Source organism: Rhodococcus sp. 15-725-2-2b (assembly GCF_002259075.1).
GTDB lineage: Bacteria > Actinomycetota > Actinomycetes > Mycobacteriales > Mycobacteriaceae > Rhodococcoides.
This window is the reverse complement of sequence record NZ_NPFL01000017.1, coordinates 102,854-119,520: the sequence shown is the minus strand read 5'-3', so window position 1 is coordinate 119,520 and position 16,667 is coordinate 102,854. Positions and strand designations below refer to the sequence as shown.

The following is a 16,667-nucleotide window of genomic DNA, read 5'->3' as shown; positions in this document are numbered from 1 at the left end:
ATCAGCGTCCGGAGTGCTCGGCGGCGTAGGCGTCGACGCGTCCGTAGGCGATCTTGGGCGTCCAGTCGCGCTGCACCAAGCCGAAGTTCTGCTCGGTGTCTGCTGTGTCGGTGCCGGCGTCGCGCAGGCTGTACACGTAGGCCGGTCCGAGCCAGTCGTTGCCGAGGACGGCATCGAGAACGATCCCTATGCTGTCCGCTTGCACCTGCTCGCTGACACTGTTGGGTGCGGTCCCGGTTGGCGCACCGAACTCGGTGATCCAGATCTGCTTGCCGCTGTCGCCGCCTGCGATCATGGTGTCTCGCATGGACCACATCTTCATGGCGGTGTTCCACGACGCCGTGTCCGGGTCGTTGGGTAGGTACGGCCACGTGTACGGGTGAACGTTGAAGGCGTCGAAGTACTTGTTGGATCCTTGCGCGTACATCTTCGACAGGAACGTCGTACCCGCGATGTTGCCGTCCTTGTCCTCGGAGGGTGCCATCCCGCCTGCGAGCACGGTGGAATCGGGTTGTACTTGCTTGATCGCCGTGTAGGTCGCTCGAAGCAGCGCCGAATAGGCCGCCACATCGGGAACGGGCTTGAAGAACGTCACGATGTTCGGCTCGTTCCACACTTCCCATATCTTGATTCGGCTCTGGTACCGCTGAACCACGGTCTTGGCGAACGCAGCGAAGGTCGCAGGGTTCGCAGGACGGGAGTGCGAATCGTTGACGGCACCGGCTACACGTGCCCATCGCGGTGTGTACGCGACGATGCCGTGCACGCACATCCCGTGGGCCACAACGGCATCGATCACCCGATCCGTTCGGCTCCAGTCGAACCTGCCCCGCGTCGACTCGATGGCAGACCAATCGATGTCGAGACGAACCGCGAAGGACCCCGCGTCGCGGGCGAGCGTCAGTTCTCGATCCAGATCCGTCGGAGACAGCGCACCTATCGAAGCGCCCGGTGACACTCCGATCCGAACGGCATCCGACTGCCGCGAACACGGCGGATTGTCCCCCGGTACCTGTTGCTCCCGCAGGACGGATGCGGCCGCCGGCATCGACCCGGCAGCCAGGGACAACAACACGACTACAAGCGCGGTTGCCGCTCGCCGCGGTGAACTCGGTTTCATCGGCAGATGTTAGCAACCTCGGTGAATTCGAAATCGAATACCGGCAATATTGCTTCGCAGCTGGGTTTGTCTCGGTCCTCGGCCGCAGAACCACGCCGAAAACCGAATTATGGAATGCAGTGACTCGGGCGTCGGTGAGACGTCACGGCCTGTACTACCATCTGGACAATGACAACAGGATTTCCCGGTTTCGACGACCGCCTGAACGAGTTGCTGGCCACACAAGCGGAGAAGTCGGGTCTGTCCCCCGAGGCATACATTCGACGCGCTGTGGTCGATCAGATCGTGCGAGAGCTGTCCGAGGATCCCGATTCCGAGGTCGGTGCGCTGCTTCGAGTTCTACAGGAGGGCGTGGACAACGGTGTCGACCCGATCGAGGCCACCCGAGTGTTCGGCACCCCGATCGACGACCCGGACAGGCTTGCCGCAGTGACCCGAACGGGCTTGATGGACACCGACTCCGACGCCGGGTACGACCGGGTCGTCGCCATGGTGGCCGATGCCCTCAGCGTTCCGTCGGCTGCGTTCTCGCTGCTCGACGACAAACGTCAGTACTTCAAGAGCGCTCTCGGGCTGCCTGCGGAACTCGGTGGCGCGCAGGAGGTTCCTCTCGACGGATCGATCTGCCGCTACGCGATCGACCTCGGACAACCACTCGTCGTCGAGGACGCACGGCTCAACGACATGCTCAAGGATCACCCGTCGGTGCAGGGCAACCTGCTCGTGTCCTACCTCGGAGTCCCGCTCACCGACGACGAGGGCCATTCAGTCGGAACCCTCTGTGTATGGGATCAGCAGCCCCGTCAATGGACTACCGGCCACGTACAGATACTGCAGGATTTGGCGTGGATCATTCGCGAGCGAATTTTCGAATAACCGGCGAAATACCCATCGGGTATTAGCATTTTTCGGCCCACAACCGACTTCGAGTTTTTTTGACAAGTCGACCGGGTTGCCTCTTTCGTCCCGGTATACATTAAAAGGGATATTCGGGACCACCGATCCGAACTAGCCACCGGAAGTAGATGTGCCCAAAACCCTGGATTCATTGCGCACCAGCTCTCGGGCTGCCGAGGCGGACACAGTCGTAGACTCTCGAACACTCGTGGATCGACTCCGAGTCGATCCGTGGCACTCGGCGATCACCGTGGCCGTCGACGTCCTCGCTGCTGTCGTGGCCGTGGTTGCAGCACTGCTGTGGTATTCGGGGAGTCTCACCGAGACCGGCTGGCTGCCATGGCTTTTCCTGCCGCTCCTCGTCGGCATCCTCGCCGCCAAGTCGATGTATCGCCGCGGACTCCGGCGCAACTTCCTCGACGAGATCGGGCCGGCCGAAACCGCCGTCGCATTCGCATCACTGGCGTTGATGGTCTCGATGTTCGTGGCCGACACCGACTATCGGCCGAGTGCCGTCGTACTGCGAATCTGGGTGGCGAGTGCCGCGACGATCGCCGTTGCTCGCTTGATCCGTGTCGTCGTGCAGCGGTTGATTCGAACCAGGTACGGCTCCGCCGCACCGACCATCGTGTTGGGCAACGATCCGATTGCCCACCAACTCGTTTCACGGACACGGCAATTCCCGGAGTACGGTCTGCTTCCGGTCGGTTACGTGGGCGAGGCACCGGTCGCCGACCTGTCCTCGGCGGGCGACCCGGCCGATCTGCCTCACCTCGGAGTTCCGAGCAACTTCGAGACCATCGCTCGCAGAACGGCAGCAGAAGAACTGATCGTCGCGTTCGCACCGACGGAGGATCGGGAGCTCCTCGGTGCCATAAGGACAGCGCATCGACTCGGCATGCGAGTGTGGGTGGTGCCGAGGCTGTACGACGCAGTAGGTGTCAACGCCCGCGTCGAGCACATCGGCGGTCTGCCGTTGATGGTGCTACCGCACGTGAACCCCAAGGGGTGGCAGTTCGCACTCAAGGGAGTTCTCGATCGGGTTCTGACCGCGCTCGGCCTACTGCTGCTCTCCCCCGTCTTCCTGACGCTGATGCTGCTCGTGCGCCTGAGTTCCCCTGGACCGATCTTCTTCAAGCAGGAGCGAATCGGGCGCGACGGATTGCCGTTCGATTGCCTGAAGTTCCGTTCCATGCGGCCTCCCCGTGCCTCCGACGCCGAGTTCGAGCGGAAGGCCGGTGACGCGCCCGGCGGCGTCGAAGGTGTCGATCGACGAACGCGCGTGGGAAAGATCATGCGACAGACCTCGATGGACGAACTTCCGCAGCTGCTCAACGTCCTTCGCGGCGACATGAGTTTGGTCGGTCCGCGGCCGGAGCGCCCCGAGTACGTCGACCTGTTCGAGATGCAGATCCGTCGGTACGGAGAGAGGCATCGCGTGAAGGCAGGTGTTACGGGATGGGCACAGGTGCACGGCCTTCGCGGACAGACGTCCATCGCCGACCGCGCCGAGTGGGACAACTACTACATCGAGAACTGGTCGGTGTGGCTCGATGTCAAGATCCTGTTTCTCACGGTTCTCGCCGTTCTGAAGCGCGCCGAGGACTGATCGTGGTCTACGCCGAACACGACCGCGTTCGGGGCACCGCGTGATCACGTACGTCGCGCTCGGTGTCGGCGCAGCGCTGGTGCTCGCGCTGGGCTGTGCGGTGGCCTCGGCGATCTACCGTCGGCCACAGCGCGGGGTTCTCCTGCTGGCCGGACTGGTTCCACTGCACGGACTTCTGGTTCTCGTTCCCCTCCCCGGGATCGTATCGGGCTGGAAGGAGGGTCTCGTCGTCTTCACGGTCCTGTGCGCGTGGTTGCGTCGACCACGGCACGTCCGCGGCTCGTCGCCTCGAGTGTTCGTGCCGTGGTGGCCGGCCGCTGCGGTCTTCGTCGTGTTCGGCAGCGTGTCGGCGTTCGCCACATACGGAGTCGTGGGCGTGTTCGGCATCAAAGTCACCTTCTTCTACATCCTGCTGGTGGTCGTCATGTGGCTCGCACCGTTCGACGCCACCGATCGGGACCACCTCGTCTCCGTTCTCATGGGCATGGGCGTGTTCACGTCGGCGGTCGGCATAGCGCAACTGGTGGCCGGTCCCGCCGCACTGGTGTCACTGGGGTACGAATACGGCACGCAGGTCCGAACATCGGGCGGACTGCTGCGTACGTTCAGCACGTTCAATCTGCCGTTCCCCTTCGGCCTGTACGTGATGTTGGCGTTGCTGGTCGGAGGTGCGGTAGCGCTGGCCGATCCGCGTCGGCGGCGAAACCTGTTGTTCCTCTGCGCGACTCCGATGATGGTGATCGCGATGTCCAGCTCGATCGTGCGAGGCGCGATCCTCGGACTCGCCGTCGGGGCCGTCTACTTGATCGCCGTGCGTTTCCGCTACCTCGCCGCGCCGTTCGCGCTGGCGGCAGTGGCCGTCGCCGTCACGGTCCCCTTCGTACCCAAGATCACGTCGGTCTTCTTCTCGTCGAGCAGCCTGGGTCAACGCGGCGACGGCTGGGCCAACATCATCGCCAGCATTCTGGTTCATCCAGTCGGGACGGGGCTGGGATCGAGTGGGTCTGCAGCAGACCGCATTTCCACCGCAGAGGGTCAGGCGTTCACTCGATCCGGACTGTCGACCAACTATCAACCGGACAACTACTACGTCAAGGCGCTGCTCGAACTGGGGCCGATCGGCCTCTGGGCGGTCGTGGCGCTGTTGGTGACGTCGTTGCTGTGGTGCACCCGCCTGTCCCGGGCACTACCGGGTAGCGACGGTGCGCTCGCCCTCGGAGTCGGTGCGTCGATCGTCGCCGCGATGTTCGCCAGTCTCGTCTCCACGTATTTCGAGATCTTTCCGATCGATGTCTATTTCTGGCTCTTGTTAGGAGTGGTGGGATGCGCAGCAGCGCAACACGAATCGTTTTCGGGGCGCTCGCCCTCCGACCGGGCGGAAGCGGCGTACAGACCTACATTCGCGAACTCCTGAACGAGCTCCCACATTGCCTACCGGGTACCGATCTCGCCGCGTGCGTGCAGCGCGACGCCGTCGGCGATCTGCCACCCTCGGTCGCGGCGATGGAGAGGCCGGTCACCAGCGGTGCGGCTCGCGCTGTGCTCGGTGCCCTCCCCGTCGGTCGTTGCGATGTGGTGCACGGCCTCGACGTCGACCTGCCGTTCCTCACCAAGGCCTTCACCGTTGCGACGGTGCACGACCTCTCGGTCATCGACATGCCGTCGGCTTCCAGTCGATTTCGCGCACTGGGTGAGCAGAGACTGGTACGGCGCGCACTGCGTCGCGCAGATCTGCTCATCGCGGTCTCGCAGTTCACCGCCGATCGAATCAAGGCGGTCAGCGGGCGCGACGCCACGGTGGTCGGCCTGGCACCCGCAGCGTGGGCTCGCGTCCCCAGCGAGGGCCGGGTGGACGCCGTTCGACGCAAGTACGACTTGCCGGACCGTTTCGTCATGCAGGTCGGAACGGTGGAGCCTCGCAAGAACGTTCAGCTGGTGGCGGACGCAGCGGAGAGTCTCGGACTACCGTGCCTGTTGGCCGGGGCCGGCTCCACCGGCCCCCACGCCCCCCGCAATTCACAGGGGCTCGGGTACGTGGACGTCGAGGATCTGCCCGGCCTCTACGCTGCCGCGACCATCACTGCGTACGCCTCTCGGTACGAGGGCTACGGACTCCCGCCCGTCGAGGCGATGGCCTCGGGCGGCGCGGTCGTCGCCAGTGCCGTCGGTGCCCTCCCCGATGTCGTCGGCGACGGTGCCGTTCTCGTCGAATCGGAGAACGTGGACGACTGGGTACAGGCGATGAAACCCATCGCTTTCGACGGAGATACCCGCGCAGCCCTCGTCGACGCGGCAGCCGTGGCAACCCGCGAGATCAGCTGGCGTCGAACGGCAGAGCTCACCGCCGGCGCATATCGAGCCGCAGGCGTGGTCTGATGGCCGAGGACCTCGCACTCGACGGCACCGAGCAACCTCCCGACTACCGTGCAGTGGCCGCGGATCCGAAGGCCGCTGCCAAGGCCACGATTGCCGTCCTGATCAGCCGAGTGATCATCGCAGCCCTGGGATGGGCAGGCAGCGTCGTGGTCGCGCGGTCCCTCGGACCGGACGATTGGGGTCAGTTCAGCTTCGTCTTCGCGCTGCTCGGCTTGATGTCCGTCGTCACCGATCTGGGTGTCGGACGCGTCGTGCTGGCGAAGTTGATGGACGACGATCCCGAGGAAATCGGTCGAACGGCATCGTCGTTCCTGGCTCTGCGGACCGTCCTCGGGCTGCTGGGGTACGTGCTGGCCGTCGCATACGTTCTCCTGCTGCAGTATCCGAGCGAAGTGGTTCTCGCCACGGTCGTGGGTGGACTGGTTGTCGTGTTCGCCACGCCTGGCCACGCCCTGAGCGTCCTCTTCCAGAGCCGTCATCGCCTGGTCCTGGTGGCCGTCGCCGAAAGCGCAGGCCAAGCACTCCAATTGGCCTTGACCGTCCTGGCGGCCGTGCTTGCCCCCACCCTGCTGATCTTCGTTCTCCCGGCCGTGGCCAACGAAGTGTTCAAGTTGGTGACCAAGGGCTTCGGCATCGGCAACCGTTCCATGGGTCTGCGACCGTCACGGCACATCGAAATCCGTCGCTGGGGGCCCTATCTGAAAGAGGCCGTACCACTGGCGATCGGCTTCGCTCTCACCATCGCCATGCTCAAGATCGACATGTTGATGCTGAGCCTGCTCGACACGTTCGAGGCCGTGGGACTGTACTCCATCGGCTACAAATTCTCGGACATGATCGACACCTTCGTGTTGGCCGCGGTGGCACCGATCAGCACCCTGCTCGTCGCGTCGTGGCCCCACGACACGACAGCATTTCGAGCGCGCACACGTTCGGCTGCACTGCTGTTCGCACTGTTCGGGGCGATGGCTGTCGCGGCGTTCGTACCGTCCGCCGAGCCGCTGATCGGCTTGCTGTACGGCGACCGTTTCGTCGACGGAGCTCACGCAGCCCGTCTGCTCGTGATCGGCGCTGCGCTGATGTCGTTGGTGATGCTGGGCATTTTCGTGCTCGCATCGGCCGGAATGCAGCGACACTACCCCGTGGTGGCGTTGGTCGGCCTGGCCCTGAACGTCGGGTTGAACCTCGTTCTGATCCCGCGAATGTCGTACGACGGAGCTGCAATCTCCACGGTAGCGACGATCGGAACCACGCTCGTCCTGCTGTGGGCAGTGATCGCGCGGAGTATGCCGATTTCCAAACTGTTTCCTGTGCGGTCGATTTCGGTCGTCGTCGTGATCGCGGCAGCTGCAACGGTCGGCGGCTGGTTCCTGGTGCAGTACCACCCCGGCCTGTGGCTGCTCGTCTCCTCTGCGGCGGCGCTGCTGGTCGCGATAGTGCTCTACGCGCTCGTTGCGATCGGACTCGTCGAGTCACCACTGCCGGGAGCGGCAGAGAAAGGACGGCACCGTGCGCGATCCGAGTGAGAACCACGGAAACAACGGACACATCGCCCGATTCGGGCGGCTCGGTCCGGACTCGAAGTTCGGTTTCGCGATCGCAACAAATCACCGTGCTTGTTATTCCAATGTTGTTGATGTGCAATTTCATTCACGGGCGGCACGGCTACGCGACCGACACCCGACCCCGGCTATCATCGAGCCCGTCGGCTCCACGAATCGCCGAAGCGGTACATCCGCTCGCATCAACGACGGAAGGATATGCGGTTGATGTCCGTCCACGATGCCGTACACCGAGGCGACGTACCCCCACCCATCGACCTGGCCGGCCACATGCGTGAGCTGGGCCGAGCATTTCTGCCAGCCCTCGTCATCGCGCTGCTGGTCGGTGCAGGGGTGTTCTACCTCAGGAGCGAACTCACCGACGAGCAGTACGCCGCGTCGGTCGTCACCGAGATCGAACCGGCCCAGACTCTTGTCCCCGGTGACGCGTTCATCGAGCAGATGCGCGCACCGTTCATGGAACTGGCAACCGATCGCAGTGTTCTCGACGAGGTACTCGCTCAGGTCGATTCCGGTATGGACGCAGCAGAACTCGCCTCGAGCGTGGAGCTCTCCCCCGGAACCTCGCCTGCACTGCTCATCGTGACGGTGACAACCCGATCTCCCGAACTCGCCGCGGATCTGGCCGAGGCGATGGTGTCGACCATGGCAAGCACCAGCACTGCCAATGCAATTCGCGACTCCGGCGATCGTACGAGCGATGCACAGTCCGCAGTCGACGCGCAACAGGCTCGAATCGATGCCCTGGCACCCGACGATGCGAGTCGGCCCGCGGCCGTCTCCGAGCTGGCCGATCTGCGCGCCCGACTGAGCGAGGTTCAGGCCACAGCGGGCGGAGATCGACTCGTCGTGCTGTCGAACCCCGAACAGAGCACCACTCCGGTATCGCCGAAACCGGTCTCGGAGGCGCTCGTCGCAGCGCTCGCTGCTCTCATCGTCGCGGCCGAACTGATCGTGCTGCTCCGAGGACGCCTCGGACGCAAGCCCTCTCGCTCCTGGGCCCGTCGGGTCTCGCGCAAGTACGGTGCACACTTCGACCCGAAGTCGGGCGATACGGTGCCGCCTGCCGTAGCTGCGCGGATCGCTGCGCTCGAACGCGGCGACCGGACTGCCTCGAGAGGCGCTCGACACGCTGCTCCCAAGGGCGAGAGCGTGATCGTCCTGTTGGTCGGCGAGGGTGCCGTGTCGGAGTCGGATCACGATCAGGACCGGACAACCGAACCTCGCCGAGCCACCGCAGAATTCGGCGTATCGGACCCGTGGTGGCAGCACCTCGACGTGGGTGACGTCGAGACCGTGGTGGTGCTGGTTTCGAAACGCGGACGAGACAAGAAGGCGGCAACCGCCGCACTGCGGCTGCTCGACGACTTCGACATCCCCGTACATCTGGTCCTGCAGAGCGGTAGGTCGACCCGACGGGTGGAACGGACCGCACAGACGATCGCGCCGGAAGGCCAGAGACATGCCAGCTGACAGAATCGCCGTCGTACACGAGAGATTCACCGAGATCGCCGGATCCGAGCACGTCATCGAGCAACTTGCTCTGCACTGGCCTGCGGCCGAGGTGTTCGCGCCTATCTCCCGGCCGTCCGGGGTACCGGCCGGAATCAGTCGCGAGCCGCACACGACCGGCCTCAATCGGGTGTACAACGCGTTGGGCCAACGGTCGTACGCGCCCGTTCTTCCGCTGATGCCGCTGGCCTTTCGCCGAATGCCGCTCACCGGTTTCGATGCCGTGGTCGTCAGCCACCATGCCTTCGCTACCCAGGCCGTGTTCGCCACCGACTCCCCGGTGATCGCCTATGTACACAGCCCGGCACGGTGGGCCTGGGACCCCGAGTTGCGCGCAGGCGAGGGTGGCGGTCGAGCCGGAGCGGCGATACTGACGGCATTGTCGGCCGTCGCACGTCGATGCGAGATAGCCGCCGCACCGAAACTGACCACCGTGGTGGCCAATTCGAGTGCAGTTGCGCGTCGTATCGACAACTGGTGGGGGCGCGACGACGCAGTGGTTGTCCATCCTCCCGTCGACACCGAGGGATTCACACCGGATCCGTCCGTCGAGCGAGAGAACTTCTTCCTGCTCGCGGGACGCCTTGTCCCCTACAAGCGTCCGGACATCGCGGTCCGCGCTGCCGCCGAAGCCGACGTTCCCCTCGTGGTGGCAGGAGACGGTCGCGCGATGAACGCCTGCCGAGAACTTGCCGGACCCAAAACGACCTTCTTGGGACGAGTTTCACACGAGAAGCTTCTCGAACTGCACCGCACGACGCGAGCCCTTCTGATGCCGGGCGTAGAGGACTTCGGGATCGTCCCCGTCGAGTCCATGGCAACCGGAACACCCGTCATCGCCCTGGGCGACGGCGGTGCGATGGACTCGGTGGTACCCGGGAAGACCGGGGTGCACGTATCTCCAGGCTCCGACGACGACGTGATCGCCGGATTCGCCGAGGCCATGCGCTCCTTCGACCCTGCGGACTACGACCGCGCCGCCATCCGTACGTGGGCGGAAGGCTTTTCTCGCGCCAACTTCCGCAGTCGAATGCAGGAGGTCGTCGATGCCGTCCGCTGAGCACCGCTACCGCGCGACTGCGCTGGATCGAGTGTTCGCCGACACCCGAATAATCACCGCTGTCGGTCCGGTTCGTGGTCTCGACGTCGTACGTACGAGACGAACGCTCACGGCCGCCGAACAGGCCGATGCCGAGGCACACCTCGCACTGGAACCGCGGTCGGACAATCAGCATTGGCGCTACCGCACCGACATCGCAGGTGACAACGTCACCGCGAGTAGCGGCCCCACGGACGACCTGGGTCGGATGCTCACCGAGATTCGATCCCGAGACGGCAAGTGCAGCCCGCTCGACGTGATCGTGTTCGACGACCATCTCGCCATCGACTACTCGCACGGAATCGGAGACGGCCAGCTCGGCGTGATGATGTTGGCGGCATTCTGCGACGATGCCGACGGGACACTGGTTCCCGGGCTCGCGGCAGGATTGCCCGCGAGTTCGACGTGGAAAGCATTGTGGCGTCACTATTCTCGGAACCCCAAGACCATCTTGGACTTCCGTAGGCTGCGCGGACGCCATAGACCCGAGGTCGACGACGGGTCTGCTCCCCGCCGAAGAATCGAGAACTGGGAAACCGCGAAAGTCAGCCGTGCCGGGTACATGAGCCGAGCACGGGTGGACGAACTCAAGCACTGGACGGCCGAGAACATGCCGGGTGCGACAGCCGCGTCGATCTCGATCGCGCTGTGGAGCGCGGCACTGCGCGCAGAGGGCGTCGACGTCGCCGAGCACATCATGGTCTTGTTCAACAGTCGACGCTACCTCGATCCCGCACAACAGAATTCGCACGGGAACTTCGCCGTCGGTATTCCACTTCACCTGCCGTCGGGCACGACACCCGTCGCTATCGCTACGACGATGCGTGAGGTGATCGAATCCGGTTGGCCCATAGCGGTACTGGGGATGTCGCAGCTCCGCGACATCGCAACGCGAGTTCGGTCGTCCGCTGGACCGCAGGTCGACGATTCGGTCGTCGACGTTCCTGGGACATTGAGGTTGGCCGTCAGCGACCTCGGGCGAGTGCGAGTGTTCGATCACCTCGACTGGGTCGACGACGGCAGGCCACCGCAGATGGCCGCATCACTCGAGCCGGACGGCCCGGACGGCTGCACGATGCTCATTGCCGAAATTGCCGGTGGGCGGACCTACACGGCATCGTTCTGCAGCAAGATGATCGACGTCGCGGTCGTCGATTCAGCGCTGCAGAGGATGTGCGGAGACCCCGTCGCTCTACTGCACCATGCCTGACGAGTCACGAGTTCGCTTTCGCGAACCACCCTTGCCACACAGACAGGCCAACACATGACCGACGAGTCGACCGTGCTCTTTCTGGCCCACACCGGACAGGTTTCCGGTGCGGAGAAGGTGCTGCTCAATTTGATCGACGAGGCCGAGCGCCGCGGCCACAGAACTGTGATCGCCTGCCCCGCGGGACCATTGGCGCGTCGCCTGCCGAGCGGAACCCGGCACATTCGGATCGACGAACTCGGTCTCGGGGGTGAGCACGGTGCCGCACGCGGTATCGCCGCGCTGCGCCTGCTCGGAAGGTGGATCGGTGCCGCACGCGCAGTGCGCTCCGTCGTGCGCGCGCCCGACACGACAACTGTCGTCAATTCCCTGTTCGCGCTCCCGGTCGCACGATTGTGCCGGCCGACTCGCGGTGCGTCCTGGCTCGTTCACGACACCATGAACTCTCTCAAGCAGCGCGTGGTGGTTCGATTCTCCCGCCCGGCAATTCGGGTCGCGGTGTCGGTCTCGGAAGCAACGGCCGTTCCGCTCCGCGCGGCAGGCCTTCCGGTGGTGGTGGCACACAACGGAGTGCCGTGGCCGGTGACCCGTTTCGGCGGCGAACTTCACACCCCACCGGTGGTCGGCATGTTGGCGTTGCTGACACCCTGGAAGGGGCACCGAGTTCTCCTCGATGCCGTCGCCACACTCCCCGACATCCGAGTCGAGTTGGCCGGCGGAAGCTTTCCCGGCGATCGCGACTACGTATCGGAGCTCCACGAACGTGCCGCCGAATCGGACCTCGCCGGCAGGGTGGAGTTTCTCGGGCACACCGATGCAGAGTCCGCACTCCGCAGGTGGGATGTCGTGATTTCGGCCAGTACGTCCCCGGAGGCCGGACCGTTGTCGGTACTCGAGGCAATGTCGCACGGGCTGCCGGTGATCGGAACGGATCACGGCGGTACCCACGAATTTCTCTCCGACGGCGCGGGGGTACTGGTCGAACCCGGTGACTCCGCGGCTCTGGCCGAGGCGATCTCGACCGTCATCGGTGACGCGGATCGACGGCGCCGACTCGGTGACAGCGCTCGCTACCGCGTGGCCAGTCGCCACGACATCGGCGAAACGCTTCCCGAACTGTTACACCGGCTGATCGGCTGAACGCCGCTTCGATCGCCGGACGCATCAGCTGGTGAAGTGCAGAAACATGATCCTCGTCACGCTCGCGTGTGATTGAATCCTGAAGCGGTCGACGGAAGGGGACACACGTGACACGCGCTTCGTACCGGCCGAACGAGCACTATCACTGGGGTGTCGGAGTAATGGCCTCCCTCGCGCTGACCACGGGGGTCAAACGGGTCGTCTCGGCTGCGAGTCTGGCCATGGCCGTCGTGGTGACCCTCGAGATGGCATTCGGTTACGGTGCCACCACCCCGATCCCGTCGATAGTGCAGTGGACGTGCATGATCGCCGCGTACATCATGGGCGCATTCTGGTGGTTCGGTCCATGGCCGACGCTCCGGCAGGCCTTCGCGTTCGTCGTCATCGCCGATATCGCGATTTTCGGGGCCACCATCACCGCGGACTTCGAGCCCGAGGTGACACTCGGAAAGTGCACGTTTCTCATACCCCTCGGCATGCTGGCCGGTTTCCTCTTCGACAAATGGAGGCTGGCTGCACACATAGCGCTGTGTGTGCTGGCTACCTCCATCGTCGCGGTGTACATCGTGGTGGACAGAGGTGTCGACACGTTCGTCGCCGTCGTCCTGTGGGCACCGATCGTGGTGACTCTCACCGGCTTCGTGCTCATCTTGCAGATGACGAGTCAATCCATGCGACTCGAGTTCGAGTAGTCGAGCTCTGTTCGATCAGAACGTCAGCAGGACCTTGCTCGAACGCGATGCATCCGCCGCCAGCGCGAATGCGTCGAGCGCCTCGGTGACGGGATATTCGGCCGTGACGACCGCTCCGACGTCGAGGGAACCGTCGGCCAATGCCTCGATGACGTCGTCCATCTCGTCGTTGAAACGGAAGGAACCGACGAGGTCGATCTCACGCGTGATCGCCAACGACACCGGAACCGGCTGATCACCGGCCGGGGGTAGCCCCACCATCACGACGCGTCCGCCGCGCATGGTGCCGTTGATCGCCGACGCCAGACCGCGGTGATTACCTGAGCACTCGAACGTGACGTCTGCCTCGACGGAGGCGATCGCCACGCCGTCGCGAGCATCGATCGTCCGGTGCGCACCGAGTGCACGTGCCACTTCGAGCGAGTAATCCTGCAGGTCGACCGCGACGATGTTCGCCGCACCCGCCCGCGCGGCCACCGCCACGATGAGGGCACCGATCGGACCGGTACCGACGACGAGGACAGTTGCGCCCCGAACGGTTCCGGCGCGTTCGACAGCGTGCCAGGCCACGCTCGCGGGCTCTGCCAGCGCCGCGATTCTCAGATCGAGTCCTGCCGGCAGGGCTCGGAGCATTCGCGTCGGGACGGCGACGTGTCCGATGAACAGCCCGTCGTTGTGCGGTACCTGTGCCGCGCTGCCCATGTACCGACAGCCGGGCGACAGGTTGGGGCGATCGGCCGGGTATTTCGCGCCCGTTCCGCCGGGCGTGGCCGGATGGACGGTCACCGGGGTGCCTTCGGCAGGACCGCTGCTGTCCTCGGCACGACGAACCACCGTTCCCGACGCCTCGTGGCCCAACCGCATCGGCGCTTTCAACACCGACTGACCCGCAGCACCGTGCTGCCAGTAGTGCAGATCCGATCCGCAGATCCCGCCGTAGGCGATGGCGATGATTGCCTCGTCCGGTGCCGCGGGTGTCACAGCGACGGTGTCGAGACGCAGATCGTCGGCGGCATGGGCGACCAGGGCGACGGTCTTCTCGGGAATGCGCGGTACTTCGGTCATGGTGGTACTCGTCCGTCCGTTCTCGTTCATCGGGTGACAGCCTCCTCCGAGGTGAGCAGGTCGAGCTCGTCTCGGCGCGGCATGCCCTCCCAGTCGCCGGGGACCGTGCACGCGAAGGCACCCACGGTCGTCGCCGTTCGCAGCCGCTGGTCGATCGGTGCATCGACGAGCCGTTCGGACAGATAGCCGGCCACGAAACCGTCCCCTGCGCCGACCGAGTCGACCACGTCCACCGGCACTGCAGTGCAGACGTATTCGGTGCCTCGGGCCCGTACCAGTGCACCGCGGTCGCCGAGCTTGATGACGGCCTCGTCCGTGCCGAGCTCGCACAAACGTTCCGCCAACTCGGAGGCAGTGCCGTCACCGACGGCGATGGCTGCCTCCTCGGTACCGGCGAACACGATGTCGGCCTGCTCGATGATCTGCCGATACACCGGTGCCGCTTCGGTTCTCGTCCACAGTGCCCGGCGATAGTTCAGGTCGAAAGACACCGCGATGCCGCGCTCGCGGGCTCGCTCGACGTAGAACAGCGTCGCTTTGCACGCCGTATCCGACAACGCCGGGGTGATTCCCGTGACGTGCAGCGCCCTGACTCCGTCCCAGAGTGTCTCCGGGATGTCACCGATACGGAAGCGGGAGCCTGCACTCCCCGCTCGGTAGTACCAGACCCGAGTCGAAGTGGAAGTACGGCGTTCCTTCACCATCAGGCCGGTGGGTGCATCGGGGTCTCGAACGACGTGTGCGTCGAGTCGTTCGGCGTGCAGTTCCCTGGCCACCCGGTCACCCAGGCTGTCCGAACCCACTCGGCCCACCCAGGTGACCGGAACTCCCAACCGCCGCAGTGCTATTGCGAAATTCGTCTCGGCTCCTCCGATACCCAGCCGCATCGTCGAGACGTGTGCGAGTGGACCGGGGTCCTGGGCGGTGGTCAAAGCCATGGTTTCGCCGAAGGTCAGTACCGACACTGCAGATCAAGCCTTGACGAGTACAGGATCGGTGGCGTTGGCCGGATCGGTCAGGTCTCTGTCGCGGGTTTCCGGAGCGAACGACGCGGCCACGAGTACCGAGATCGCCATGATCATCATGTACACGGCGACGGGAACCCAGGAGCCGGAGAACGCGGTGATCAGAGCCGCGCACAACAGCGGAGCGATGCCGCCGCCGAACACCGAGGCGAACTCGCGACCCAATGTCACCCCGGCGTAACGGTATCGGGCACCGAACATCTCCGGGAAGTAGCTCATCGTGACGCCGACTGCTCCCTGGCATGCCAGGATGAATCCGATGATCATCACCAGGGTGATCAACGTGTGCGAGCCGGTGTTCAGCGCCATGAAGGTCGGGACCGGCAGAACGACGAGCAGGCTGACGATGCCGATGTACACCGGCTTGCGACCCACCTTGTCCGAGAGCCATCCGAAGCCCCAGGCCGCGATACCGCCACAGATAGCTCCGATCAGCAACACCTTCGGGATGAACGTGGGGTCCACGCCGACGTCGTTCTTCATGTACGAGGCCATGAACACCTGGTACGTGTAGGACTGTGCACTGATGCCGACGGTCATGAACATAACGATGAACAGCGGCCGCTTTCCGTTGGCGAACACTTCCTTCACCGGTGCCTTCGGGCGCTCCTGGGCCGCTTTGAGCTCCTGGAAGACCGGAGACTCGTTGAGCTTGCGCCTGATGATGAACGCGGCAACGGTGACCAGAATGCTGCTGAGAAACACCATTCGCCAGCCCCAGGACATCAGTTGGTCATCGGGGAGCAACTGGGCCAGAATCCAGGCGATGGCTCCGAGCGCGGTGCCGAGTGCCGCTCCGGTCATGACGAGGGCAGCCAATCGGCCACGTTTGCCGATTTCCGCAGTCTCGGTGAGAAGCGTTGCGCCACCTGACTGTTCGGCTCCCGCTCCGAAGCCCTGAAAGAACCGACACAGTACCAGCAACACCGGGGCAAGTAGGCCTACCTGTTCGAATGTCGGCAGCAGCCCGATGGCCATCGTTGCTCCTCCCATCAGCATCAGGGTCGCCACGAGCACCCATTTGCGACCGAGGCGGTCACCGTAGCGAGAGAAGAACAGCCCGCCCAGCGGACGAGCAAGGAACCCGACGGCGTACGCGCTGAAACTGGCGATGATGCCCGCGGCCGGAGAGATGTTGGGAAAGAACAGTTTGTTGAAGATCAGCGCAGATGCCGTGCCGTAGATGACGAAATCGTACTGTTCGAGCGTGGTGCCGATGAGGCCGGCCCACGCCGCGCGTCGTACCGCGGTCGGATCATGCTTGGCCGGAGCGATTCTCGGAGAATCCGATGGTTCTGTGGTCGTGTCCATGGTTGTCCTCGGGTGAAGTTACGGCCTGAGCCGAAGGAAGGAAGGAAGA

14 protein-coding genes are annotated in these 16,667 nt (G+C 64.4%); 10 read left to right on the top strand and 4 right to left on the bottom strand.

Annotation, left to right across the window (positions count from 1 at the left end):
- Position 1 precedes the first annotated feature (1 nt).
- Positions 2–1,120, bottom strand: a complete 1,119-nt coding sequence (locus CH306_RS18660; RefSeq protein ID WP_094631039.1) for an endo-1,4-beta-xylanase — start codon at positions 1,118–1,120, stop codon at positions 2–4.
- A gap of 168 nt (positions 1,121–1,288) precedes the next feature.
- Here CH306_RS18660 and CH306_RS18655 point away from each other — a divergent pair, with 168 nt between their 5' ends.
- The 10 genes from CH306_RS18655 (at position 1,289) to CH306_RS18610 (ending at position 13,217) form a co-directional block, all read left to right on the top strand.
- A complete protein-coding gene (locus CH306_RS18655; RefSeq protein WP_094631038.1) occupies positions 1,289–1,996 on the top strand; it encodes a GAF domain-containing protein in 708 nt (235 codons plus the stop codon).
- Positions 1,997–2,225: 229 nt separating this feature from the next.
- Positions 2,226–3,626, top strand: a complete 1,401-nt coding sequence (locus tag CH306_RS18650; RefSeq protein WP_256981206.1) for a sugar transferase — start codon at positions 2,226–2,228, stop codon at positions 3,624–3,626.
- 40 nt (positions 3,627–3,666) lie between these two features.
- Complete coding sequence (locus CH306_RS18645; protein WP_032394628.1) at positions 3,667–5,040, top strand: O-antigen ligase family protein; 1,374 nt, start codon at positions 3,667–3,669, stop codon at positions 5,038–5,040.
- Entirely contained in the window at positions 4,950–6,002 is a 1,053-nt protein-coding gene (locus tag CH306_RS18640; protein WP_032394629.1) for a glycosyltransferase family 4 protein, read from the top strand. Before CH306_RS18645 ends, CH306_RS18640 begins: the two co-directional genes overlap by 91 nt.
- Positions 6,002–7,528, top strand: coding sequence for a flippase (locus CH306_RS18635; protein WP_094631037.1), 1,527 nt, complete (start codon positions 6,002–6,004; stop codon positions 7,526–7,528). Before CH306_RS18640 ends, CH306_RS18635 begins: the two co-directional genes overlap by 1 nt.
- A gap of 243 nt (positions 7,529–7,771) precedes the next feature.
- Positions 7,772–9,037 (top strand): hypothetical protein, encoded by a 1,266-nt coding sequence (locus CH306_RS18630; protein ID WP_094647498.1) that lies wholly within the window; start codon positions 7,772–7,774, stop codon positions 9,035–9,037.
- The gene (locus tag CH306_RS18625) at positions 9,027–10,136 is read left to right on the top strand and encodes a glycosyltransferase (protein WP_032394631.1); all 1,110 of its coding nucleotides are present in this window, start codon (positions 9,027–9,029) and stop codon (positions 10,134–10,136) included. Before CH306_RS18630 ends, CH306_RS18625 begins: the two co-directional genes overlap by 11 nt.
- Positions 10,123–11,385, top strand: a complete 1,263-nt coding sequence (locus CH306_RS18620) for a hypothetical protein (RefSeq protein ID WP_256981205.1) — start codon at positions 10,123–10,125, stop codon at positions 11,383–11,385. Before CH306_RS18625 ends, CH306_RS18620 begins: the two co-directional genes overlap by 14 nt.
- 54 nt (positions 11,386–11,439) lie before the next feature.
- The gene (locus CH306_RS18615) at positions 11,440–12,525 is read left to right on the top strand and encodes a glycosyltransferase family 4 protein (protein ID WP_094647496.1); all 1,086 of its coding nucleotides are present in this window, start codon (positions 11,440–11,442) and stop codon (positions 12,523–12,525) included.
- A 107-nt stretch (positions 12,526–12,632) separates the two neighbouring features.
- Positions 12,633–13,217 (top strand): hypothetical protein, encoded by a 585-nt coding sequence (locus tag CH306_RS18610; RefSeq protein WP_032394633.1) that lies wholly within the window; start codon positions 12,633–12,635, stop codon positions 13,215–13,217.
- A gap of 15 nt (positions 13,218–13,232) precedes the next feature.
- Here CH306_RS18610 and CH306_RS18605 read toward each other — a convergent pair whose 3' ends face one another.
- The 3 genes from CH306_RS18605 to CH306_RS18595 are packed head-to-tail and all read right to left on the bottom strand — an operon-like array spanning position 13,233 to position 16,618.
- The gene (locus CH306_RS18605) at positions 13,233–14,282 is read right to left on the bottom strand and encodes an L-idonate 5-dehydrogenase (protein WP_256981204.1); all 1,050 of its coding nucleotides are present in this window, start codon (positions 14,280–14,282) and stop codon (positions 13,233–13,235) included.
- Between the two features lie 26 nt (positions 14,283–14,308).
- Positions 14,309–15,247, bottom strand: a complete 939-nt coding sequence (locus tag CH306_RS18600) for a sugar kinase (RefSeq protein WP_094647493.1) — start codon at positions 15,245–15,247, stop codon at positions 14,309–14,311.
- A 6-nt stretch (positions 15,248–15,253) separates the two neighbouring features.
- Entirely contained in the window at positions 15,254–16,618 is a 1,365-nt protein-coding gene (locus CH306_RS18595; RefSeq protein WP_032394635.1) for an MFS transporter, read from the bottom strand.
- Positions 16,619–16,667 lie beyond the last annotated feature (49 nt).